The sequence below is a fragment of the Rhodoferax sp. genome (assembly GCF_034520025.1).
GTDB lineage: Bacteria > Pseudomonadota > Gammaproteobacteria > Burkholderiales > Burkholderiaceae_C > Allorhodoferax.
The window spans coordinates 110149-131547 of record NZ_JAXHNZ010000002.1 but is presented as its reverse complement, the minus strand read 5'-3'; the positions used below and the strand labels follow the sequence as shown (position 1 = coordinate 131547).

Annotated in this window: 20 protein-coding genes; 15 read left to right on the top strand and 5 right to left on the bottom strand. The window is 59.4% G+C overall.

Going from position 1 to position 21399, the window contains the following annotated elements; translation table 11 throughout:
• Window positions 1-2: 2 nt before the first annotated feature.
• Window positions 3-701, top strand: coding sequence for a hypothetical protein (locus U5L73_RS08965; RefSeq protein WP_322562058.1), 699 nt, complete (start codon window positions 3-5; stop codon window positions 699-701).
• 23 nt (window positions 702-724) lie between these two features.
• Here the strand turns inward: U5L73_RS08965 and U5L73_RS08960 are convergent, their stop codons facing one another.
• From U5L73_RS08960 to U5L73_RS08940, 5 genes are read right to left on the bottom strand one after another with little or no spacing between them, the layout of a single operon-like run.
• Window positions 725-1186: a SixA phosphatase family protein gene (locus U5L73_RS08960; protein ID WP_322562057.1), complete on the bottom strand. Its 462-nt coding sequence runs from the start codon at window positions 1184-1186 to the stop codon at window positions 725-727.
• 14 nt (window positions 1187-1200) lie between these two features.
• Window positions 1201-3285: a polyphosphate kinase 1 gene (ppk1, locus tag U5L73_RS08955; RefSeq protein WP_322562056.1), complete on the bottom strand. Its 2085-nt coding sequence runs from the start codon at window positions 3283-3285 to the stop codon at window positions 1201-1203.
• A 38-nt stretch (window positions 3286-3323) separates the two neighbouring features.
• Window positions 3324-4403, bottom strand: a complete 1080-nt coding sequence (locus U5L73_RS08950; protein WP_322562055.1) for a glycosyltransferase family 1 protein — start codon at window positions 4401-4403, stop codon at window positions 3324-3326.
• Window positions 4400-5275, bottom strand: coding sequence for a UDP-2,3-diacylglucosamine diphosphatase (locus U5L73_RS08945; protein ID WP_322562054.1), 876 nt, complete (start codon window positions 5273-5275; stop codon window positions 4400-4402). The genes U5L73_RS08950 and U5L73_RS08945 overlap by 4 nt, the downstream gene beginning before the upstream one ends.
• Window positions 5275-6102 carry a GNAT family N-acetyltransferase gene (locus U5L73_RS08940; protein ID WP_322562053.1) on the bottom strand — a complete coding sequence of 276 codons (828 nt, stop codon included), beginning with the start codon at window positions 6100-6102 and terminating at the stop codon, window positions 5275-5277. The genes U5L73_RS08945 and U5L73_RS08940 overlap by 1 nt, the downstream gene beginning before the upstream one ends.
• A 299-nt stretch (window positions 6103-6401) precedes the next feature.
• Here U5L73_RS08940 and U5L73_RS08935 point away from each other — a divergent pair, with 299 nt between their 5' ends.
• From U5L73_RS08935 to U5L73_RS08870, 14 genes are all read left to right on the top strand, one after another.
• Window positions 6402-7445, top strand: coding sequence for an ArsJ-associated glyceraldehyde-3-phosphate dehydrogenase (locus tag U5L73_RS08935; RefSeq protein ID WP_322562052.1), 1044 nt, complete (start codon window positions 6402-6404; stop codon window positions 7443-7445).
• A gap of 1 nt (window position 7446) precedes the next feature.
• Window positions 7447-8673 carry an organoarsenical effux MFS transporter ArsJ gene (arsJ, locus tag U5L73_RS08930; protein WP_322562051.1) on the top strand — a complete coding sequence of 409 codons (1227 nt, stop codon included), beginning with the start codon at window positions 7447-7449 and terminating at the stop codon, window positions 8671-8673.
• Window positions 8670-8999: a metalloregulator ArsR/SmtB family transcription factor gene (locus tag U5L73_RS08925; RefSeq protein ID WP_322562050.1), complete on the top strand. Its 330-nt coding sequence runs from the start codon at window positions 8670-8672 to the stop codon at window positions 8997-8999. The genes arsJ and U5L73_RS08925 overlap by 4 nt, the downstream gene beginning before the upstream one ends.
• 55 nt (window positions 9000-9054) lie before the next feature.
• Complete coding sequence (locus U5L73_RS08920) at window positions 9055-9558, top strand: arsenate reductase ArsC (protein WP_322562049.1); 504 nt, start codon at window positions 9055-9057, stop codon at window positions 9556-9558.
• A gap of 14 nt (window positions 9559-9572) precedes the next feature.
• Window positions 9573-10604 carry an ACR3 family arsenite efflux transporter gene (gene arsB / locus U5L73_RS08915; RefSeq protein WP_322562048.1) on the top strand — a complete coding sequence of 344 codons (1032 nt, stop codon included), beginning with the start codon at window positions 9573-9575 and terminating at the stop codon, window positions 10602-10604.
• The gene (arsC, locus tag U5L73_RS08910; protein WP_322562047.1) at window positions 10601-11017 is read left to right on the top strand and encodes an arsenate reductase (glutaredoxin); all 417 of its coding nucleotides are present in this window, start codon (window positions 10601-10603) and stop codon (window positions 11015-11017) included. The genes arsB and arsC overlap by 4 nt, the downstream gene beginning before the upstream one ends.
• Complete coding sequence (gene arsH, locus U5L73_RS08905; RefSeq protein WP_322562046.1) at window positions 10995-11729, top strand: arsenical resistance protein ArsH; 735 nt, start codon at window positions 10995-10997, stop codon at window positions 11727-11729. The genes arsC and arsH overlap by 23 nt, the downstream gene beginning before the upstream one ends.
• A 3-nt stretch (window positions 11730-11732) precedes the next feature.
• Complete coding sequence (locus U5L73_RS08900) at window positions 11733-12263, top strand: sigma-70 family RNA polymerase sigma factor (protein ID WP_322562045.1); 531 nt, start codon at window positions 11733-11735, stop codon at window positions 12261-12263.
• Between the two features lie 220 nt (window positions 12264-12483).
• Window positions 12484-14832, top strand: coding sequence for a class I SAM-dependent DNA methyltransferase (locus tag U5L73_RS08895; RefSeq protein ID WP_322562044.1), 2349 nt, complete (start codon window positions 12484-12486; stop codon window positions 14830-14832).
• The gene (locus U5L73_RS08890; RefSeq protein WP_322562043.1) at window positions 14832-15917 is read left to right on the top strand and encodes a PDDEXK nuclease domain-containing protein; all 1086 of its coding nucleotides are present in this window, start codon (window positions 14832-14834) and stop codon (window positions 15915-15917) included. Before U5L73_RS08895 ends, U5L73_RS08890 begins: the two co-directional genes overlap by 1 nt.
• A gap of 85 nt (window positions 15918-16002) precedes the next feature.
• Window positions 16003-17448, top strand: a complete 1446-nt coding sequence (locus U5L73_RS08885) for a restriction endonuclease subunit S (protein WP_322562042.1) — start codon at window positions 16003-16005, stop codon at window positions 17446-17448.
• A 76-nt stretch (window positions 17449-17524) separates the two neighbouring features.
• Entirely contained in the window at window positions 17525-17773 is a 249-nt protein-coding gene (locus U5L73_RS08880; protein WP_322562041.1) for a UPF0175 family protein, read from the top strand.
• On the top strand, window positions 17766-18260 hold the full coding sequence (locus U5L73_RS08875; protein ID WP_322562040.1) for a DUF3368 domain-containing protein: 495 nt from the start codon (window positions 17766-17768) through the stop codon (window positions 18258-18260). The genes U5L73_RS08880 and U5L73_RS08875 overlap by 8 nt, the downstream gene beginning before the upstream one ends.
• A gap of 2 nt (window positions 18261-18262) precedes the next feature.
• Window positions 18263-21340, top strand: a complete 3078-nt coding sequence (locus U5L73_RS08870) for a type I restriction endonuclease subunit R (RefSeq protein ID WP_322562039.1) — start codon at window positions 18263-18265, stop codon at window positions 21338-21340.
• Window positions 21341-21399: the final 59 nt, after the last annotated feature.

The following is a 21399-nucleotide window of genomic DNA, read 5'->3' as shown; positions in this document are numbered from 1 at the left end:
TCTTGCCCAATACCGCGACCCCCACCGACACCCCTGAAACCACCGTGGCAGCTGCCGCGCCTGCTGCCACAACGCCCGCGCCGAGCGCAGCCACAGCGACCAAATCCGCCGCCAGCAAGCCAGCGGCCAAACCCGCACCACAAGCCAAGAGCAAGGTAGCCGCCAAGGCCGTGGCCAAACCTGCAGCAACAGCACCTGCCGCCGCCAGCGAAAAGCCAAGCACCGCTGCCAAGGCCGAAAAGCCTGTCAAAAAGGCTGCCGCAAAACCAGCTGCCAAACCAGCCGCCAAGCCCGCAGCCAAAGCGGCACCGAAAGCCGCACCCAAGCCCGAAGAAAAAGCCAAAAGCGCAGTCACCAAACCTGCAGTGAAAGCCGCAGCGAAGCCAGCCGCCAAGCCCGCAGCCAAGACCATCGCCAAGCCTGCTGCAAGAACGGTGGCCAAGCCGGTCGCAGCCAAGGTCGAAAAAGCGAAGAAGCCAAAGATGGTGCGCGACAGCTTCACCATCCCCAAAAATGAATACGACGTGCTCGCTGCCTTGAAGTTGCGCGCCGCGAAAATGGGTTTGCCTGTGAAAAAGACCGAATTGGTCCGCGCCGGCATGAAGGCGATTGCTGCATTCACCGATGCCGCGCTCAAGGCTGCTCTGGCGGCAGTGCCGAGCCTGAAAACAGGCCGCCCTGCAAAAGGCAAGAAGGCCTGATGTCGGGCCTCCTCCCGGAGGCTTTACAACACCTCTGGCGACTGGACCGTTACCACCACGGTTTGCCCGATGCCATCGCGCTCGCGGTAGCGTAGCCACCAGAGTGCGCCCTTCTTCACGGCGCACTCGCTCTCGCTCAGGCCCAGCAGCTTGGAAATGGTTTGCCCCAACGTCGGTTGATGGCCAATGACAACCACGCAGCCTTTGACATTCGGCCACTGCACCAAGCCCAGCAAATCATCCACCCCGCTCAAGGGGGCCAATGCCGCATGGGTTTTGAATTTCCGTTGCAGGGCCTTGGCGGTTTGCTCAGTGCGCAATGCCGGACTCGCCCAAATCTTGGCCCCTTCCGGCAACTGCCGGTCCAACCAAGCCGCCATGCGAGCGGCCTGCTTCTCCCCTTTGCCAGTGAGTGAGCGCAGCATATCGTCGCCCACCATCTCTACGTCAATGGCCTCTGCGTGCCGCCACAAAATCAAGTCCATGGCTTGGTTCTCCCCTAGCGTTTTTCAAAACGGCCGTAGCGCTCCATCAGGGCCCGTTGGGCCCCATGGGCTACCTGATGCTCTTTGGGGGCGACATGCGCATACGCGCCGCCTGCGCCCATGTCCCAGGCATCGATACCGTCGTGCAGGTAGGCCACCAAGCACTCGTCCACCAAGCGCTGGCGCAAGCCGGCATCGGTGACCGGCCAAGCCAGCTCCACGCGCCGGACCATGTTGCGGTTCATCCAGTCTGCGCTGGAGAGGTACAGCTCGTCGGACTCTTCCAAGCGGAAGTAAAACACCCGCGAATGTTCGAGCAAGCGCCCGATCACCGAGCGCACCCGGATGTTGTCGGTGTACCCCGGCACTTGCGCAGGCAGTACGCAGGCTCCGCGCACGATCAAATCGATCTTGACGCCCTGCTGCCCCGCAGCAATCAGGCTGCGGACCAAGGCCTCGTCGGTCAGGGAGTTCATTTTGGCCACGATGCGGGTATCTTTGCCCGCCGCTGCAGCGCGACCCAGCGCATCGATTTTGGCAATCAAATTGCGATGCAAGTGGAACGGAGCCATCCACAAATGGCGCATGCGCGGCAGCTTGCTCTGGCTGGCCAAGTGCACAAACACCTGGTCCATTTCTGCCGTGATACCTGCATCCGCCGTCAGGTGGCTGATGTCGGTGTACAGCTTGGCTGTGCGCGGGTTGTAGTTGCCCGTTGAAAGGTGCCCATAGCGCTTGAGCGACTTGCCCTCGCGCCGAGTGATCAGCATCATCTTGGCGTGGGTCTTGAGGCCCACCACCCCGTACACCACTTGCGCGCCGATGGACTCGAGCATCTCTGCCCAATTGATGTTGGCCTCTTCATCAAAGCGGGCCTTGAGCTCCACCACCACGGTGACTTCTTTACCCCTGCGCACCGCCTCGCGCAATAACTCCATCAACTCAGAGTCGGCGCCGGTGCGGTAAATGGTTTGCTTGATAGCCAGTACTTTGGGGTCGTGCACCGCCTGCCGCAGGAAGGACAACACGCCGTCAAAACTCTCATAGGGCTGGTGGATCAGGATGTCGCGCTCTTGCAGCTGCTCAAACACCGAACGGCCCGGGTGCATCTGCACCGGAAAGTTCGGCACATACGGCACAAAGCACAGGTCCGGCCGGTTCACCAAGTCAATCAGCTGCGTCAGGCGCACGAGGTTCACCGGGCCGTGCACCCGGTACAAAGACCGCGCGGGCAGGCCGAACTGCTTGAGCAAAAACTCTGACAAATACTCTGAGCACCCTGCAGACACCTCAAGGCGGACAGCTTGCCCGTAATGCCGGTGCTCCAGCCCTTGGCGCAAGGCCATGCGGAGGTTCTGCACATCGTCTTCATCGACCGCCAGATCCGAGTGCCGTGTGACGCGGAACTGCGAGAACTGCCACACCTCACGGCCACTGAACAGCTCAGCCAAGTGCGCGCGGATCACGCTGGACAAGGACACAAACAGGGCCTTGCCGCCGGCCAGTTTGTCCGGCAAGCGTATCAGCCGCGGCAGAACCCGGGGCACCTTCACGATGGCGATATCGTTCTCGCGGCCGAAGGCATCTTTGCCCTTGAGCCGCACAATAAAGTTGAGCGATTTGTTGGCCACCTGCGGGAACGGGTGCGACGGATCCAGCCCCACCGGAATCAACAGAGGGCGCACTTCTTTTTCAAAGTACTGCTGCACCCAGGCCCGTTGGGCGGAGTTGCGCTCCCCGTGCGACAAGATATGAATGCCCAAGGCTTCAAACGCCGGCATCAGTTGCTCGTTGTACAGCGTGTACTGCCGCTCCACCAACTTGTGCAGTGCGACGGCCAAGCGCTCGAAGCTGGCCACCGAGTACTGGCCCTTGCTGTCTTTGGCCTGCGCAGCGCTCAAATGCGGCTCAGCCCGCACCTCAAAAAATTCGTCGAGGTTGCTGGACACAATGCACAGAAAACGCAGGCGCTCCAAGAGCGGCACGTCTTCGCGCACCGCCCAGTCCAACACCCGCTCATTGAATGCCAACAGGCTGAGATCCCGATCCAGCAGGCGAGGGTCAGCCAGGGAGGCCCGATCCTGAAAAGATGTCCACATAAAGTCTCAATGATGACGTATCGATGTCAGATTCTTGACTACGCAGATGACGCATTTATGACATTCTGCTCCGCAGTGCGCATGGTCTGGAACGACGCGCCCGGGCGGGCTGGCACCAAGTGGCCTGCGAACATCAAACTGGCATAGGACCAGCTGAATTGCATGGCGCGTTGGCGGGCCTCGTGGCGCGGCACACTGAGTGCACGGTACCACGCTTTGTGCAGGTCCGAATCGGTCACACCGCCCTCGGCCGGCACGCCAATCACCTCGGTCGGCCCCTCTACTGGATAGGCCGCCACCGGGGTCCCGCAGGCCATGGATTCGAGCATGACCAAGCCAAAAGTCTCGTGCTGACTCGGCATCACAAAGACATCAGCAGCGGCGTATACCTGCGCCAACTCGGCCCGCGGCAACACCCCCAGCCATCGGACCGTGGGGTAGCGCTCGCGCAAGTCTTTCTCTAGCGGCCCAACGCCGCAGACAACTTTGGTACCGGGGACATCCAGCTTCAAAAAAGCCTCGATGTTTTTCTCGTAAGACGCCCGCCCCACAAATAACGACACCGGCCGCGCCAAGGGACCCCACGCAGGGTACGGCTGCGGCATCTCAGCGTACTGAAACAAGTGCGTGTCAACCCCGTGGGTCCAGCTGCGCAAGCGGGCAAAGCCCTTGCCATGCAGCAAACGCAGCATGCTCGAAGTCGGCACCATTACCGCAGCAGACGGCTTATGAAAGTGCCTGAACAGCCCGTAGCCGATCCACAGCGGGGTATGCAAGGCTGCCCTCAGTATCTCGGGGAAGCGCGTGTGATACGCGGTGGTGAACGCCAGCTGGTGTTTGCGGCAGTAGCTGCGCGCCGCCCAGCCCAGGGGCCCTTCAGTCGCTAGGTGGATCGCATCCGCGCCCGACACATCGAGCAAAGTCGCCAGGATTTTGCCCGGACGCACCGCGATGTCGATGCCCGCATAGCCGGGGCACGGGCGGGTGCGAAACAAGCCGGGGTGAATCACTTGCACGGTGTGGCCCAGTGCCTCGAGTTCGCGCACCAATTCAACCAGCGTTGTGACCACGCCATTGACCTGCGGCAGCCACGCGTCGGTCACGAGTACCAGTTTCATACGTGGGTTTCCTGCAAAGAAGCGGGCAGCAAAGCGGCTGCTGGTTGTGCAGGCTGGGTTCCCCAGTGCACCAGCTCCAGATGGCCATCGAGGTGCTCGACCAGCGCTGTGCGGCTCTCCACCCAATCGCCATCGTTGCAATACAGGGTACCGTCGATAGTGCGCATTTCGGCGCGGTGGATATGGCCGCACACCACCCCGTCGTGGCCGCGGTTGCGGGCCTCTTGGGCGACCGCTTTTTCAAAGTCGGTCACGTAGTTCAGCGCCATCTTGACCTTGTGTTTGAGGTAGGCCGAGAGCGACCAATACGGCAACCCTAGCCGGGCGCGAAAGTTGTTCAAGTGGCGGTTCATCCGCAGGGTGAACTCGTAGGCGTAGTCGCCGGTGTAGGCCAGCCATTTGGCGCGCTGAATGACCGCATCAAAGTAGTCGCCGTGGGTGACCCACAGCCTGCGGCCATCGGCGGTGGTGTGCACCGTGTCGTCGTGCACCTCAATGCCGCCGAACTGCTGCCCGACGAATGCACGGGCAAACTCGTCATGATTGCCGGGGATAAACACCACACGGCAGCCTTTGCGGGCGCGGCGCAGCAGTTTTTGCACCACGTCGTTGTGGGCTTGCGGCCAGAACCAGCGGCGGCGCAGTTGCCAGCCGTCGATGATGTCGCCCACCAAGTACAGGTGGTCGCTGGGGTGGTGCTTCAAAAAGTCCAGCAGCGGCTTGGCCTGGCAACCCGCGGTGCCGAGATGAATATCGGACACAAACACCGCACGGTAGCGGCGGTGGCCCACATCGTCATCGGTGTCAGGGCCTTCGGCGCCTGTCACCAATCCGTGGATGTTGGCTCCCATGGCGTCGAAAGTGCTGCGCATCATGCCCCCAGAAAGTGCTTGCGATAGCGGGCTGGCAGGTCGGCAATGCGCATCAGCATCGGCAGATCGGCGGTATTGAAATCCGGGTCCCAGGCGGGAGCGCCCAGCACCTTGGCTCCCAAGCGCAGGTAGCCCTTGATCAGTGCGGGTGGCTCCACATCGAGGGTGCTGTCGAGCTGATCGATCGGCAGTGGCAGGCGCGGGCGCACATGGAAGTCAATTGGTGCCAAGTGCGTGGCCTGCACTTGGCGCCAGATGCTGGCTGCCACATCACCAGTGACCACTCCGTTGTGCAGCATGGGGATGCTGGCGCAGCCGATCATGGTGTCGAGCTGGTTGCGCACCATGAACTCAGCCAATGCGCCCCAGAGTGCCATGATCACGCCGCCATGGCGGTGATCCGGGTGCACACAGCTGCGCCCCAACTCGACCATGCGCTCACGCAAAGAACGCAGGCGGGTCAAATCGAACTCGGTATCGCTGTAGAAGCTGCCCACGCGCTTGGCCTGGGTAGGCGTGAGCACCCGGTAGGTGCCAATCACCTGACCGGTGGCTTGGTCGCGCACCAGCAAATGCTCGCAGTAGTTGTCAAACAAATCGACATCGTGGCCGGGCAATGGGGTGTTCAAGCGGGCGCCCATTTCGCCGGCAAACACATCAAACCGCAGGCGTTGGGCCGCGCGCACTTCATCCTGGTGGCGTGCCCAAGACACGCCAATGCGATTGCGCTCGGGCGCTGCCTGCGAGGGGCTGCTGGTTTGTACCTCAGTGGAGTGCAGTGTGGGTGCGGCCAGTGTTGGCAAGGTAGCTGCGGATGTTGTTGGCATTCTTGTCCCCTTCCATGAGCGTGATTGCACTGATCGCGAAGTGTGGGGAGCCCCTGTGACCCTCACATGGCAGACACGTGAAGTTTTTGTGACAAAACAAGCCCGCCGTGCGACGCCCCGCAACTCCAACATCGTCAGCCGCTCTCGGTAGTCATCAAGACGTCACATGAACCATCAACACTCCTGCATGAAGCGATAGCTGAATCAGGGTTTAGACGAAGTACGTCGTGGAGGTTGCTTCAATGTTTTCAACAAACGCTAGAATATTTCAATAGTTATTGAATTATGGAGATTTCGAAATGAAGATTGGTATCAACGGAATGGGGCGCATTGGCCGTTTGGCCTTGCGGGCGGCCATGGGTGCAGCAGAGCGGCAGTCAGACGACCCCCGTGCGGGCAACCGACTGGAGGTGGTGCACCTGAACGAACTCAAAGGTGGTGCAGCTGCCACCGCGCACCTGTTGGCCTTTGACACCGTGCAAGGCAAATGGCGCGAAAACATCCGAGCTGTGGACGACGGCACTGTCGCCATCGGCGACACCCAGCTTTCCTTCAGTGCGCACGCGAGCCCCGCCAACATTCCCTGGGGCGACTTGGGGGTGGATGTGGTTCTGGAATGCACCGGCAAGTTTTTGACGCCCGAGACCATCCAGGGTCACCTAGACCGCGGTGCAAAGCGTGTCATCGTGGCGGCACCCGTGAAGGTAGGTAATGTGCTGAACATCGTGGTGGGAGTGAACCACACGCTGTATGACCCGGCCAAAGACTTCATCGTGACCGCAGCCTCCTGCACAACCAATTGCCTGGCACCGGTTGTCAAGGTGGTGCATGACGCTATTGGCATCCGCCACGGCCAGATCACCACCTTGCACAACCCGACCAATACCAACCTTGTCGTCGATGCGCCGCACAAAGACCTGCGCCGAGCCCGCAGCGCCATGATGAGCCTAGCCCCCACCACCACGGGTAGCGCTACGGCCATTGCACTAATTTACCCTGAGCTCAAAGGCAAGCTCAATGGACATGCGGTGCGGGTACCGGCGCTCAATGCATCGCTGACTGACTGCGTGTTCGAGATGCAGCGCGAAACCACTGTTGAAGAAGTTAACGCTTTATTTGCCGAGGCTGCCAAAGGCTCGCTGGCTGGGATACTGGGTTTTGAAACCCGGCCCTTGGTCAGCGCCGACTATGCGCGCGACACACGCAGCTCCATCGTGGATGCACTGTCCACCATGGTGACCGACGGCACGCTGCTCAAGGTCTACGCCTGGTACGACAACGAAATGGGCTACGCCTGCCGCATGGTAGACCTGGCCTGCCATATGGAAACCGTGGGAATCTGACATGAACCACGGGGCACGCAACTACGCCATTGTCACCAGCGCGTACTGGGGCTTTACGCTCACCGACGGCGCGCTGCGCATGCTGGTGCTGCTGCACTTTTACAAGTTGGGCTATTCGCCATTTGCGTTGGCGTTTCTCTTTTTGCTGTACGAAGCGGCTGGCATTGCGGCCAACCTGATCGGCGGCTGGCTGGCCACACGCTACGGCATAGCGCGCATGCTGACCGTGGGTCTCACCACACAAATCACGGGCTTCCTGCTGCTCTCGGCTCTGTCGCCCGACTGGACCGCCACCCTGTCGGTCGCCTGGGTGGTGCTGTCGCAAGGCGTGTGCGGTGTCGCCAAAGATTTGACCAAGACTGCCAGCAAGTCCGCCATCAAACTGACGGCGGGTGAGGCATCGGGGCAACTTTTCAAATGGGTGGCGTTCTTCACCGGCAGTAAAAACGCTATGAAGGGCATTGGCTTTTTTCTGGGTGGTGTGCTGCTGGAGGTGCTGGGCTTTCGCATGTCGCTGTGGGTCATGGCGGGGCTACTCGCCGTTGTACTGATGGGTGTGGTGCTTTTTGTGCCCAAGCTCATGGGCAAAAGCAAAGCCTCCGAATCGGCCAAAGAACTGTTCGCCAAGAACAACGGCATCAACCTGTTGGCTGGCGCGCGTGTGGTGTTATTTGGCGCGCGGGATGTGTGGTTTGTGGTGGGCGTGCCGGTGTTCTTGTACGCGTCTGGCTGGTCCCGCCCCATGGTGGGCGGCTTCTTGGCACTGTGGACAATTGGCTATGGCGTAGTGCAGGCCATGGCGCCCATGATCGTGCGCCGCAGTACCGATGGTTTGAGCTCAGAAGTGCCCGCTGCGCGCACCTGGTCTGCGCTGCTAGCTATTATTCCGATAGCGTTGGCAGTCGTGGTGGTGATGAACCCGCCGAATCTGGAATGGCTGGTAGTGGGCGGCCTCGGACTCTTTGGCTTCGCCTTTGCCATCAATTCTTCTGTGCACTCCTACCTGGTGCTGGCCTATGCAGGCTCCGAGAAAGCCGCCGAAGACGTGGGCTTTTATTACGCGGCCAACGCGGTCGGCCGCTTTTTGGGCACGCTGCTGTCAGGCTTGCTGTACCAGTGGGGCGGTTTGCTGTATGCCCTGGTCGGCTCTGCGGTCATGCTGGTCGCCTGCTGGCTCATCACACTGGCTTTACCCGTTGTCAAACCCGTGGAAAGAATAGCCCCATGAACGAACAAGACATGGTGCGCGCTCTGGCCGCACTGGCGCAGCAGTCGCGATTGCAAATTTTCCGGAAACTGGTGGTGGCAGGTGCCGAGGGCATGACGCCTACCCGCTTGAGCGAAGCCTTGGGAGTACCGGGGACAGCCCTGTCCTTCCACCTCAAAGAACTCACCAACGCCAACCTCATCACCCAAGAGCGGGACGGTCGCAATCTGATTTACCGAGCCGCTTTTGCCACCATGAACGAGCTACTGGGCTTTTTGACTGCGAACTGCTGCGAAGGTCAAGCCTGTGAAGTGGCGATGGATGCGCCAGCCTGCACCACCTGCTAAGACCAACATTCGCGCCCTACCCGAACCCATCACCATCCCCTTTTCAGGAGCCTCCATGTCCAAAACTCATATGAATGTCTTGTTTATCTGCACCGGCAACTCCGCTCGCAGCATCATTGCCGAAGCATTGATGAACCAACTGGGCGGTGGCCGCTTTCGCGCCTACAGCGCAGGCAGCCAACCTGCAGGCTTTGTGAACCCCAAGGCCATGGAACTGCTGGAACGCAACCGCTTTCGGACCGGTGAATTGCGTAGCAAGAACTGGGATGAGTTTGCCGCGCCCGACGCACCGCAAATGGACTTCGTGCTGACGGTGTGTGACAAAGCGGCTGGCGAGGTTTGCCCCGTATGGCCAGGCCAACCGATGTCGGCGCATTGGGGCGTGGAAGATCCTGCAGGCGCAACGGGTACGCCCGAACAGATCAACAAAGCCTTCCACGACGCTTTCATGGTGCTGCAGCGGCGCATCGCGCTCTTTTTGAACCTGCCGTTTGAAAAGCTGGAAAAACTGTCACTGCTCAAAGAGCTGCAAAGCATTGGCAAGGTCACCGCAGAATAAAAGAGAGCAACAGCATGGGACTGTTTGAACGCTATTTGTCTATTTGGGTTGCGCTGGGCATTGCGGCGGGCGTGGGCCTGGGCCTGGTTGTGCCCGGAGTCTTTCAGGCCGTGGCCGCTTTAGAGTGGGCCCATGTCAACCTGGTGGTGGCGGTGTTTATCTGGGTAATGATTTACCCGATGATGATCCAGATCGACTGGGGTGCCGTACGCGATGTAGGCAAAAAGCCCCGCGGCTTAGTACTGACGCTGGCTGTCAACTGGCTCATCAAGCCCTTCACCATGGCGGCCTTGGGTGTGCTGTTTTTCAAATATGTGTTTGCGCCGTGGGTCGATCCGCAGACCGCCAATGAATACATTGCCGGCATGATTTTGCTAGGGGTGGCACCCTGCACGGCCATGGTGTTTGTGTGGAGCCAACTGGTTAAGGGGGACGCCAACTACACGCTGGTGCAGGTGTCGGTGAACGACCTCATCATGGTGGTGGCCTTTGCGCCCATAGCCGCGTTTTTGCTGGGTGTGACGAATATTGCGGTGCCTTGGCAGACGCTGTTGCTATCTATCGTTTTGTATGTAGTCTTGCCGCTAGCGGCCGGCATGGTCACCCGTCACCTGCTGCAGCGCCGCTCTGCCACAGCGGTGGGCGATGTCGTGGCCCGGCTCAAGCCCTGGTCTGTGGTGGGCTTGATCGCTACCGTGGTGTTGCTCTTTGGTTTTCAGGCCGAGACCATTTTGGCCAAGCCACTGGTCATTGCCATGATTGCGGTGCCGCTAGTGCTGCAGTCTTATGGCATATTTTTCATCGCCTGGTGGGGTGCCAAGTGGCTCAAACTGCCGCACAACGTGGCCGGGCCTGCTTGCCTGATTGGCACGTCTAACTTTTTTGAGCTAGCTGTTGCCGTGGCTATTTCCCTGTTTGGCCTGCACTCGGGTGCGGCACTGGCCACGGTGGTGGGTGTGCTGGTAGAGGTGCCCGTCATGCTGTCCTTGGTGGCCATGGTGAATGCGTGGCAACCGCAAACTGAACCCAACCAGGCAAGACCATGATCACCATCTTTCACAACCCCGCGTGTGGCACCTCGCGCAACACCCTGGCGATGATTCGTAACGCTGGCGTCGAGCCAGAGGTCATTGAGTACCTGAAAACACCGCCCACCAAAGCGCGGCTGCAAGAGTTGGTTGCTGCCATGGGTATCACCGTGCGCGCATTGCTCCGCGAGAAGGGCGCGCCCTATGCCGAGCTGGATCTGGTAAACGAAAAGTGGACCGACGACGAGCTGCTGGACTTCATGCTGGCCCACCCACTTCTGATCAACCGACCTATCGTCGTCACGCCGCTGGGCACGCGCCTGTGCCGTCCGTCCGAGTTGGTTTTGGATATCCTGCCCGACGCCCAACGCGGTGCATTCACTAAAGAAGATGGCGAAGTCGTCATCAATGAAAAAGGCCAACGTGTCTGATTTGCTGAACACCCTGCCCCAGCTGGAGGCCGAGCACTTCCGCCTGCCGGACGCCGCCGCGCTGCGCCCGGCCCCATCCACCCATGCGCCCCGCATTGCGCTGCTCTACGGCTCGCTTCGGCCACGGTCGTTTAGCCGGCTGCTGACCGAAGAAGCCGCCCGCCTGCTGCAAGCTATGGGGGCCGAAACCCGCATCTTCAACCCCAGCGGCCTGCCCCTGCCCGACGACGCGCCCGACACCCACCCCAAGGTGCAAGAGCTGCGCGAACTGACGCAATGGTCCGAAGGCATGGTGTGGACCTCGCCCGAGCGGCACGGCGCGATGACCGGCATCATGAAGGCGCAGATCGACTGGATCCCGCTCAACAGTGGCGCTGTGCGCCCCACCCAGGGCAAAACACTGGCGGTGATGCAGGTGAACGGCGGCTCGCAGAGCTTTAACGCCGTGAACCAAATGCGCGTGCTGGGCCGCTGGATGCGCATGGTCACCATCCCCAACCAAAGTTCGGTCGCCAAAGCCTTCATGGAGTTCGGCGACGACGACCGCATGAAGCCCAGCAGCTACTTTGACCGCGTGGTGGATGTGATGGAAGAGCTGGTGAAGTTCACCCTGCTCACGCGCGACGTGTCGCCGTATCTGGTGGACCGCTATAGCGAGCGCAAGGAGTCGGCCGAACAGCTGATGAAGCGGGTAAACCAGCGCAGCATCTAAGCCATGAACTGCCTCAACCAAGCATGGACCCAACACGCACCTGAGCTGCGCAGCTGGGCGCGCCATCGCCTGCACAACGCGGCTGATGTGGAAGACCTGCTGCAAGACCTGTTTCTGAAGGGGCTGCGCCAGGGCGAACGTTTTTGCTCGGTGCACAACGCCAGAGCCTGGCTGTTTGAAGTCGCCCGCAACACCCTGGCCGACCGGCTGCGGGTGGCGCGCAACACGGTCGAACTGCCCGATGACGTGGTCAGCCTCGTTGAAGTTGCCGACCCGGTCGATACCCTGACTGCTTGCCTGCCACGGGTGCTCTCAGAACTGTCCATCGAAGACCGCGAGGCCATCACCCTGTGCGACCTGCAGGGCCTGCCGCAAGCCGGCTACGCCCAGGCCAAAGGCATCACGCTGAGCGCCGCTAAGTCGCGTGTGCAGCGGGCGCGCATGCGCATGAAGCAGCAGTTGACCACGGCATGCCAAGTGCAGCTAGACACGGCAGGGCATGTGCAGGACTTTGTGCCCCGCAAGACGCTGTAATTGCTATATTTTTTATAGCTCACTGCCCAAACCCAACATAGCCCAAAGCCACTTTTTTATAGTTTTTTAGTCCTCACCATAAAGTGGTGAGGAGTCCTTAGACAGCATGGATTTTGTTGGATGCTGAGCTCTTTAGAATGCCCTATACAAGCGCGCATCGGAGCTCAGTCTGTGCCAATGACGACGCCTCACCCTCAGTACCCAACCAGCGAATCAGCCCGTGGACCCCTCAACCATCAATAAAATCGTCTCTTTCATCTGGGGCATTGCAGACGACGTGCTGCGCGACCTGTTCCGGCGCGGCAAATACCCCGATGTCATCCTGCCCATGTTTGTCATTCGGCGTATGGACTCCGTGCTCGAATCCACCAAGCAAGCCGTGCTGGACACCAAAAAACTGTTGGACGATGCGGGCATTACCGAACAGCGCGCCGCCCTGTGCGACGCTGCGGGCCAGGCGTTTTACAACACCTCGCGCTTTACCCTGCGCGACCTGCAATCGCGCGGCAGCCAGCAGCTACTTCTGGCCGATTTTGAGGACTACCTCAACGGCTTTTCGCCCAACGTGCTGGACATCATCGAGAACTTCAAGTTTCGCAACCAGCTCTCCACCCTATCCAAGGCCGATGCGTTGGGCACGCTGATCAACAAGTTTTTAGACCCCGACATTGACCTGTCGCCAGCGGGCATTGACAACCATTCCATGGGCACCGTGTTTGAAGAACTGGTGCGCAAGTTCAACGAAGAAAATAACGAAGAAGCCGGTGAACACTGGACCCCGCGCGACGCCGTGCGGCTGATGGCCAACCTGGTGTTCCTGCCCATCGAATCACAGCTCAAATCCGGCAGCTACCTGCTGTTTGATGATGCATGCGGCACGGGTGGCATGCTCACCGTGGCTGAAGAAACGTTGGACGCAATTGCCGCCAAGCGCGGCTTGCAGATCAAAAGCCACCTCTACGGGCAAGAGATCAACCCCGAGACCTACGCCATTTGCAAAGCCGACATGCTGCTCAAAGGCGAAGGCGAAAACGCCGACCACATTGTGGGCGGTGCCGAGTGGTCCACTCTGGCCAAAGACGCATTCCCGGCGCAAGAGTTCGACTTCATGCTGGCCAACTCACCCTATGGCAAAAGCTGGAAGAAAGACCTCGAGGCCATGGGCGGCAAAGACGGCATGCGCGACCCACGCTTTAAGGTCACACACCAGGGCGAAGAATTGTCTTTGGTCACCCGCTCCAGCGACGGCCAAATGCTGTTCTTGGTCAACATGGCGGCTAAGATGAACCACACATCTGCACTGGGCAGCCGCATTGCCGAGGTGCACAACGGCAGCTCGCTTTTTACTGGCGACGCGGGCCAAGGCGAAAGCAACATCCGCCGCTGGATTATTGAAAACGACTGGCTGGAGGCCATCGTCGCACTCCCCCTCAACCTGTTTTACAACACCGGTATTGCCACCTATATCTGGGTGCTGTCCAACCGCAAAGCTGCGTACCGCAAGGGCCAGGTTCAGTTGATTGACGCCAGCCAGTGGTTTAAACCCCTGCGCAAAAACCTGGGCAAGAAAAACTGCGAACTCAGCGCAGACGATATTGACCGCATTACCCAAAGCTTCTTCGACTTCAAAGAAACGCCCGAGTCCAAGCTATTTCCCAACGCCGCGTTTGGCTACTGGAAGTTGGTGGTGGAGCGCCCGCTGCGCCTGCACAGCCAGCTTAAGCCCCAGCTAATCGACGCTCTGCGTTTTGCCAGCTGCCACGAAGACCTGCGCCGCGCGCTGCAGGATGAATTTGGTGACGCCCTTTTCACTGACTTCGCCAAGATCGAAAAGGCGCTGGAAAAGCGCCTGGCCGAATGGGGCAATGACGATGCCGAAGACGACGCGGACGAAAGCGACAGTGAAGACGACGATGGCGACAGCAACGCCAAGGTAAAAAAAGGTCTGCCCGAAAAAACCAAGCGCAAGCTGCTGGACTCCACCACCTGGGCGCGTGATGCCCGCCTGCACCAAGTGGCCAGCGAACTGGGCGCTGCCTTGGGCAGCCATTTGTTTGAAGACTACAACGACTTCCGCGACCAAGTGGCCGCCCACCTCAAGCAGAGCCAAACCAAACTCTCCGCCCCAGACCTTAAAACCATTCTCAAAGCCATGAGCTGGCGCGACGAATCCGCACCACCCGTACGCGCCAAGGTGCACAAGCCGAGCAAAGCCACAGCCAAGTCAGCACCCACAGCCGACACCTTGCATGGCCTCTATGACGCGGTGTTAGACGGCAAACCCGTGCTAGTGGAATACGAGCCTGACCCCGAGCTGCGCGACACCGAACAGGTGCCCCTGCTGGAAGACGGCGGCATAGCCGCCTTCATCGGGCGCGAAGTGCTGCCCTACACGCCTGATGCGTGGGTAAAGCAAGATGCCACCAAGGTAGGCTACGAGGTCAGCTTTACTCGCCACTTCTACAAACCCCAACCCCTGCGCACGCTGGACGAGATAGCCGCCGACATTGTGGCCATTGAGAAAGAAGCCGATGGCCTGCTGGATGGGCTGCTGAAAGGCGTTAAGTAATGCCTCGCAAGATAACGATCCAAGCGCCCCCCGCTCCCGCAGCCGATCTGGGCGCTTTGCTAGGCAGCTTGCGTGCGGCCATCCACAGCGCCCGCCAGCAAGCCCTGCGCGCTGTCGATCTGGTGCAGGTGCAAACCTGCTGGGCCGTGGGCCAGCACATTGTGGAGTTTGAGCAAGGCGGTGCCAGCCGCGCCGCCTACGGCAAGCGCCTGCTGCCAGAGTTGGCCACACACCTCACGGCAGAGTTTGGCAAGGGCTTTGACGAACGCAACCTGCGCCACATGCGGGCGTTTTACACCGGCTATCCAATTTGGAACGCACTGCGTACCGAATTGAGCTGGACGCACTACCGCGCCCTGCTGCGCGTGGAAGACGCAGGTGCCCGCACCTGGTACATGAACGAAGCCGCCGACCAAAACTGGAGCACCCGCGCGCTGGACCGGCAAATCAGCACCCTGTACTACGAGCGCCTGCTGGCCAGCCCAGACCGCCAGCCCCTGCGCGCCGAGGCCGCAGCCAACCTAGCGGCGCTGCCCCAAACCCCGCGCGACTTCATTCGCGACCCCGTCATGCTGGAGTTTTTGGGCCTGCCCAACACCGGCAGGCTGCTGGAGTCGCGCCTGGAAGACGCCCTGATTGGCCACCTCCAATCCTTTTTGCTGGAGCTGGGCAAAGGCTTTGCCTTTGTGGCGCGCCAGCAGCGCATCAGCACCGAGTCCAAAGACTTCTACATCGACCTGGTGTTTTACAACTACCTGCTGCAGTGCTTTGTGCTGTTTGAGCTAAAAACCGGCGAACTCAGCCACCAGGACATTGGGCAAATGGATATGTATGTGCGCATGTACGACGAGCTGCGCCGCAGCCCGCACGACAACCCCACCGTCGGCATCATCCTGTGCGCTCGCAAAGACCAATCGGTGGTGCGCTTCTCGGTGCTGCACGGCAACGAGCAACTCTTTGCCGCCAAATACAAAGTGGTCTTGCCGACCGAAGACGAACTGCGTGCCGAGCTGGTGCGTGAGCAGCAGTTGCTGGCCGACCTGGCCCAGAGCCGGGTGGACGATGCGCCGGAGGATTTAGTATGAAATTGGCCTTTAGCCGCCGTGGAATATGCGCAAGCAGCTTCGTTTTTGATAGCACGTCAAGCGACCCGCGCTTGCAGCGCTTCCAATGCGTGATAGCCGGGAGCGGCGCGTGATTGCGGATTTGAAGCCGTATCCGGCGTATCGACTTGCGGAAGGCGAATGGCTTGGCAACGTACCCGCTCACTGGACGGTGCGGCGCATCAAATACATCGTGCAGGAGGTTGATGCCCGGTCAAAAACGGGCGAAGAGCAACTTTTGCGCGTGTCCCAATTCACGGGGGTGACGCGGCGGCTGAAACTAGAAGGGCAAGACGGGCAAGACACCCGCGCAGCTTCCTTGGTTGGGTACAAACGGGTTGAGCCCGATGAACTGGTCATCAACATCATGCTGGCTTGGAACGGCAGCATGGGTGTGTCCCGCTTTGCCGGGATTGCCAGCCCAGCGTATTGCGTCTACCGGTTCAACCAAGGTGCACTACCTTGGTATTTTCACCACCTGTTCAGGTCGCCTGCCTACAAGGCCCGCATCAAGGCAATGTCCACCGGCGTGGTTGAAAGCCGCCTTCGCTTGTATTCCGACGATCTGTTTCGCATCGAGTCCTTGCTGCCACCACCCGACGAACAAGCCGCCATCGTCAAGTTCCTGGACTGGGCCAACGCCCGGCTGGAGCGCACCATCCGCGCCAAGCGCCGGGTGATTGCGCTGCTCACCGAGCAAAAGCAGGCCATCATCCACCGCGCCGTCACCCGCGGCCTGGACCCCACCGTACCGCTCAAGCCGTCTGGCATTGCATGGCTGGGGGACATTCCGGCGCATTGGAGTGTGGTAACGATTGGCAACTCACTATCGATGATTCAAACAGGACCTTTTGGAAGCCAATTGCATTCACATGAGTACGTGACTGCGGGGATACCGATAGTCAATCCGTCACACATGCGAGACGGGAAAATTGTTCCGTCACTTGACGTAACAGTCAGCGACAACAAGTTCAAAGAACTCGAACGGCACCGGCTTTGTTTGGGAGATGTGGTCGCTGCGCGACGTGGGGAACTCGGTAGGTGCGCGTTGGTCAACGAAGCAGAAGACGGTTGGCTTTGCGGCACTGGCAGTCTGTTACTCAGGTGTAAAACAGGAATGGTGTTGCCTGCCTACTTTGCCTCGGTATTCTCTTCTAGCGGTATATCGGAAATGCTAAACCAGTCTTCAATTGGCGCGACTATGGCCAATTTGAATGCCGGAACGGTCGCGCGACAGCGGATACCACTTCCACCGTTGGACGAGCAGCAAGAAATTTGGCAATTCGTTGATCGCGAAAGTAAAAAATCGGATACGACAATCGACAAATTTAATCGCGAAATTGACCTCCTGCGCGAATACCGCACCCGCTTGGTCGCCGACGTGGTGACTGGCAAGCTCGACGTGCGCGAAGCAGCCGCCCGGCTGTCGCAAGACGAACTGGACGCCGCCGTGGAGCCCGAAGCCCCGGACCCGCTGGACGCCAGTGATGCCGAAGCCGAGTTGGAAGAGTGACGCCAACCCCGTTGCGCTTTCACGCATAAGATGTATTCACCCAAGCCATTGCCCCGATTAATCGAAAGGCCCCTCCATGCAAATCATTGTTGATGTTCCCAACAACTACCTGGATGTGCTGCACCGCGCTCCGGAGGACTTTGCCCAAGAGGCCAAGTTGGCTATGGCAGCCAAGTTGTTTGAAATGAAGCGCCTGTCCTCCGGCATGGCCGCCAGCCTGATTGGCCTGGACCGGGTGACTTTTCTGGCGCAACTACACCGCTTTGGTGTGCCCATGATCGACCTAAGTGAGGATGAGCTGGCACAGGATATTGACAATGCGTGAGCGCAGCCCCGTGCTGGTGACCAACACCACGCCGCTGATTGCCTTGGCGGCGGCAACGGGCAGCCTGGATGTGTTGAAAACGCTTTATGCGCGGGTTATTGTGCCGCTGGAAGTGGCTACCGAGATACGCGCTGGCGGCCAGCACGCCTTCGGCGTGGATGCTTTCGAGGCCGCACATTGGCTGGAGATTCAGCCCCAGCCGGTGGTGCTGCAACCTTATCTGCGCAATTCGCTCGATCTGGGTGAAGCCTCCGTCATTCAAACTGCCATGAATTTGGGCTTGCCGTTGGTTTGCATCGACGAGACCCTGGGGCGGCGCGTTGCCCGCCTATGTGGTCTGGAGTTGACCGGTGCCATTGGCGTATTGATCAAAGCCCGGCGGCTGGGTTTTCCGCTCTCCATGCCCAATGCCGTGCAGAACATGCGCGACCAAGGTATTTGGCTGAGCGAAAGGGTGGTGCAATTTGCATTGGCACAGGGGCATTGAAGATGGCAACCGACCTATCAGAAAAAGGGCTTGAAACCCTGATCGTGCGGCACATGACCGGCACCGATGGCTTGCCACCCATGGCACCGGTGGGCACTGGCACTGGCCCAACCACCGATGTGGCAGCACGGCCGACTGCACCCTTGGGCGGCACCGGTTACCTGGCGGGCAGCCCAAAAGACTATGACCGCGCCCAGGCGCTGGATGTGTACCAGCTCTTTGCTTTTTTGAAGGCCACCCAGCCCGATGCCTTCAAGAAGCTGGCCCTGCAAGACGAACACGATGCGCGCGACATCAACCGCCTGAAGTTTTTAACCCGCCTGTCCAGCGAGGTGGGCAAGCGCGGGGTGGTTGACGTGCTGCGCAAAGGCATTGAGCACCACCCGGCGGGGCATTTCGATTTGTTTTACGGCACACCGTCTGAGGGCAATGCCAAGGCCCAAGCACTGCACGCGCAAAACCGCTTTGTGGTGACGCGCCAGTTTGCCTACAGCATGGACGAGAAGCGCCGCGCACTGGACCTGGGCCTATTCATCAACGGCTTGCCTATTGCCACCTTTGAGCTGAAAAACACTCTGACCAAGCAAAACGTGGAAGACGCGGTAGAGCAGTACAAGCGCGACCGCGACCCGCGCGAAAAGCTGTTTGAGTTTGGCCGCTGCGTGGTGCACCTGGCGGTGGACGACCACGAGGTGCGCATGTGCACCCAGTTGGCTGGTAAAGCGTCTTGGTTTTTGCCGCTGAACAAGGGCTTTAACGATGGTGCTGGCAACCCGCCCAACCCGCTGGGGATTAAGACCGATTACCTGTGGAAAGAGCTGCTGACGCCCGAGAGTCTGACCAACATTCTGGAGAACTACGCCCAGATCGTGGAGATCAAACACCCCAAGACGGGCAAGATCAAGCGCAGCCAGTTGTTCCCGCGCTACCACCAGTTGGCGGTGGTGCGCCAAGCTCTGGCCGATGTGCGCGAGCGCGGCGTGGGGCACAAGTACCTCATTCAGCACTCGGCGGGCAGCGGCAAGTCCAACTCCATTGCCTGGCTGGCGCACCAGCTCATTGGCGTGCGGCGCGATGACAAGGCGGTCTTTGATTCGGTGATTGTGGTGACCGACCGGCGCATTCTGGACGATCAGATTCAGAAGACCATCAAGCAGTTCATGCAGGTGGGTTCTACTGTGGGGGCAGTCACAGGCGACGCCAGCTCCAAGACCGAGCAGTTGCGCGGCTTTATTGCTGAGGGCAAGAAGATCATCATTTCCACTATTCAGACGTTTCCGTTTGTCTTGAAGGTGATTGGCGATGAACACAGGGGGCGGCACTTTGCCATCATCATTGACGAAGCGCATTCCAGCCAGAGCGGCAAGACGGCGGCGTCGATGAGCGCAACGCTAAGTGAGGTCGATGAGGACAGAGATTCTGAGGTTGACCCCGAAGACATCATCAACGACGCGCTGGAGAAGCGCATGGCCGCGCGCCAGATGATGAGCAACGCCAGCTACTTTGCTTTCACCGCCACGCCCAAGAACAAAACGCTGGAGATGTTTGGTGAGCCGCTGCCGCCGGACGTAGAGGGCAAGATCAAACACAAGCCGTTTCACACCGATACCATGAAGCAGGCAGTGAAGGAGCACTTCATTCTGGATGTGCTGGAGCACTACACGCCGGTGGCTAGCTACTTTGGACTTGTGAAAAAGGTAGAAGACGACCCGCTGTTCGACAAGAAAAAGGCCAACAAAAAGCTACGCAAGTATGTAGAGAGCCACGATCACGCCATCAAACTGAAGGCGGAAATCATGGTGGACCACTTTCATGCGCAGGTGCTGGCCGCTGGCAAGATTGGCGGCAAGGCGCGGGCCATGGTGGTGTGCAGTGGCATCGAGCGGGCCATTCAGTATTTCAAAGCGTTTCAAACCTATCTGGCGGAGCGCAAAAGTCCGTATCTACCAATAGTGGCGTTTTCTGGCGAGCACGAATTTGGCGGGGTGAAGGTGAGCGAGTCATCGCTGAACGGGTTTGCCAGTAAAGACATTGCCGACAAAATCCAAGACGACCCCTACCGCTTTTTGATTTGCGCCGACAAGTTTCAGACCGGTTATGACGAACCGCTGTTGCACACCATGTACGTGGACAAGGCGCTCTCGGGCATCAAGGCGGTGCAAACGCTGTCGCGTTTGAATCGGGCGCATCCGCAAAAGCGGGATTGCTTTGTGCTGGACTTTCAAAATGAAATTGAAGGCATCAAGCTGTCGTTCCAGGATTACTACCGCACCACAATCCTGGCCGAAGAGACAGACCTCAACAAGCTCAACGACCTGAAAAAAACGCTGGACGACGCGCAGGTGTACTCGCCCGAACAGGTAGACGCGTTTGTGAAGCTGTTTCTGGAAGGCGCAGAGCGCGACCAGTTCGACCCGATTCTGGATGCCTGTTCAATGATGTACCAAAACACACTGGACGAAGACCAGCAAGTGGAGTTCAAAGGCAGCGCCAAGGCGTTTTGCCGCACCTACGACTTTTTGGCCTCCATCACCACCAGCCACAACGTGGGCTGGGAGAAGTTGTCTATCTTTCTGAACCTGTTGGTAGCCAAGCTGCCGTCACCCAAAGAAGATGACTTGGCCAAAGGCATCATCGATGCCATCGACATGAGCAGCTACCGGGCCGACAAGCAAGCGACGATGAAAATTGTGTTGGCCGATGTCGATGCAGAGATTGACCCGGCGCAAGAGGGTGGCGGAGGCCGTTCCCAGCCGGAGCTGGACCGGCTGAGCAACATCCTCAAGACCTTCAACGATAACTTTGGCACGCTGTTTACCGATGCTGACCGGGTGGCAAAGCGTATCCGCGACGACATCGTCCCAAAAGTGGCAGCCGACGCGGCCTATCAAAACGCCAAAGAAAACACACCCCACACCGCCCGCATGGCACACGACCAGGCACTGGGCCGGGAGATGCAAATCTTGCTGCGGGATGACACGCAGATTTACAAACAGTTTGTCGAGAACGAGTCGTTCAAGCGGTTTGTAGGGGACATGGTGTTTGCGATGACGAGTCAAATGCAGCGGCCGGATGTTTGATTGAGCGGGGTGTAAAGCTGGCCCGCCGCGTGGAGGGTTTGCCATATTTGCTCTTTCTT

Coding starts and splice junctions, on each gene's coding strand:
- U5L73_RS08960 (WP_322562057.1), bottom strand. CDS start 1,186: ATGGACTTGATTTTGTGGCGGCACGCAGAGGCCATTGACGTAGAGATG.
- ppk1 (WP_322562056.1), bottom strand. CDS start 3,285: ATGTGGACATCTTTTCAGGATCGGGCCTCCCTGGCTGACCCTCGCCTG.
- U5L73_RS08950 (WP_322562055.1), bottom strand. CDS start 4,403: ATGAAACTGGTACTCGTGACCGACGCGTGGCTGCCGCAGGTCAATGGC.
- U5L73_RS08945 (WP_322562054.1), bottom strand. CDS start 5,275: ATGCGCAGCACTTTCGACGCCATGGGAGCCAACATCCACGGATTGGTG.
- U5L73_RS08940 (WP_322562053.1), bottom strand. CDS start 6,102: ATGCCAACAACATCCGCAGCTACCTTGCCAACACTGGCCGCACCCACA.
- U5L73_RS08935 (WP_322562052.1), top strand. CDS start 6,402: ATGAAGATTGGTATCAACGGAATGGGGCGCATTGGCCGTTTGGCCTTG.
- arsJ (WP_322562051.1), top strand. CDS start 7,447: ATGAACCACGGGGCACGCAACTACGCCATTGTCACCAGCGCGTACTGG.
- U5L73_RS08925 (WP_322562050.1), top strand. CDS start 8,670: ATGAACGAACAAGACATGGTGCGCGCTCTGGCCGCACTGGCGCAGCAG.
- U5L73_RS08920 (WP_322562049.1), top strand. CDS start 9,055: ATGTCCAAAACTCATATGAATGTCTTGTTTATCTGCACCGGCAACTCC.
- arsB (WP_322562048.1), top strand. CDS start 9,573: ATGGGACTGTTTGAACGCTATTTGTCTATTTGGGTTGCGCTGGGCATT.
- arsC (WP_322562047.1), top strand. CDS start 10,601: ATGATCACCATCTTTCACAACCCCGCGTGTGGCACCTCGCGCAACACC.
- arsH (WP_322562046.1), top strand. CDS start 10,995: ATGAAAAAGGCCAACGTGTCTGATTTGCTGAACACCCTGCCCCAGCTG.
- U5L73_RS08900 (WP_322562045.1), top strand. CDS start 11,733: ATGAACTGCCTCAACCAAGCATGGACCCAACACGCACCTGAGCTGCGC.
- U5L73_RS08890 (WP_322562043.1), top strand. CDS start 14,832: ATGCCTCGCAAGATAACGATCCAAGCGCCCCCCGCTCCCGCAGCCGAT.
- U5L73_RS08885 (WP_322562042.1), top strand. CDS start 16,003: ATGCGTGATAGCCGGGAGCGGCGCGTGATTGCGGATTTGAAGCCGTAT.
- U5L73_RS08880 (WP_322562041.1), top strand. CDS start 17,525: ATGCAAATCATTGTTGATGTTCCCAACAACTACCTGGATGTGCTGCAC.
- U5L73_RS08875 (WP_322562040.1), top strand. CDS start 17,766: ATGCGTGAGCGCAGCCCCGTGCTGGTGACCAACACCACGCCGCTGATT.
- U5L73_RS08870 (WP_322562039.1), top strand. CDS start 18,263: ATGGCAACCGACCTATCAGAAAAAGGGCTTGAAACCCTGATCGTGCGG.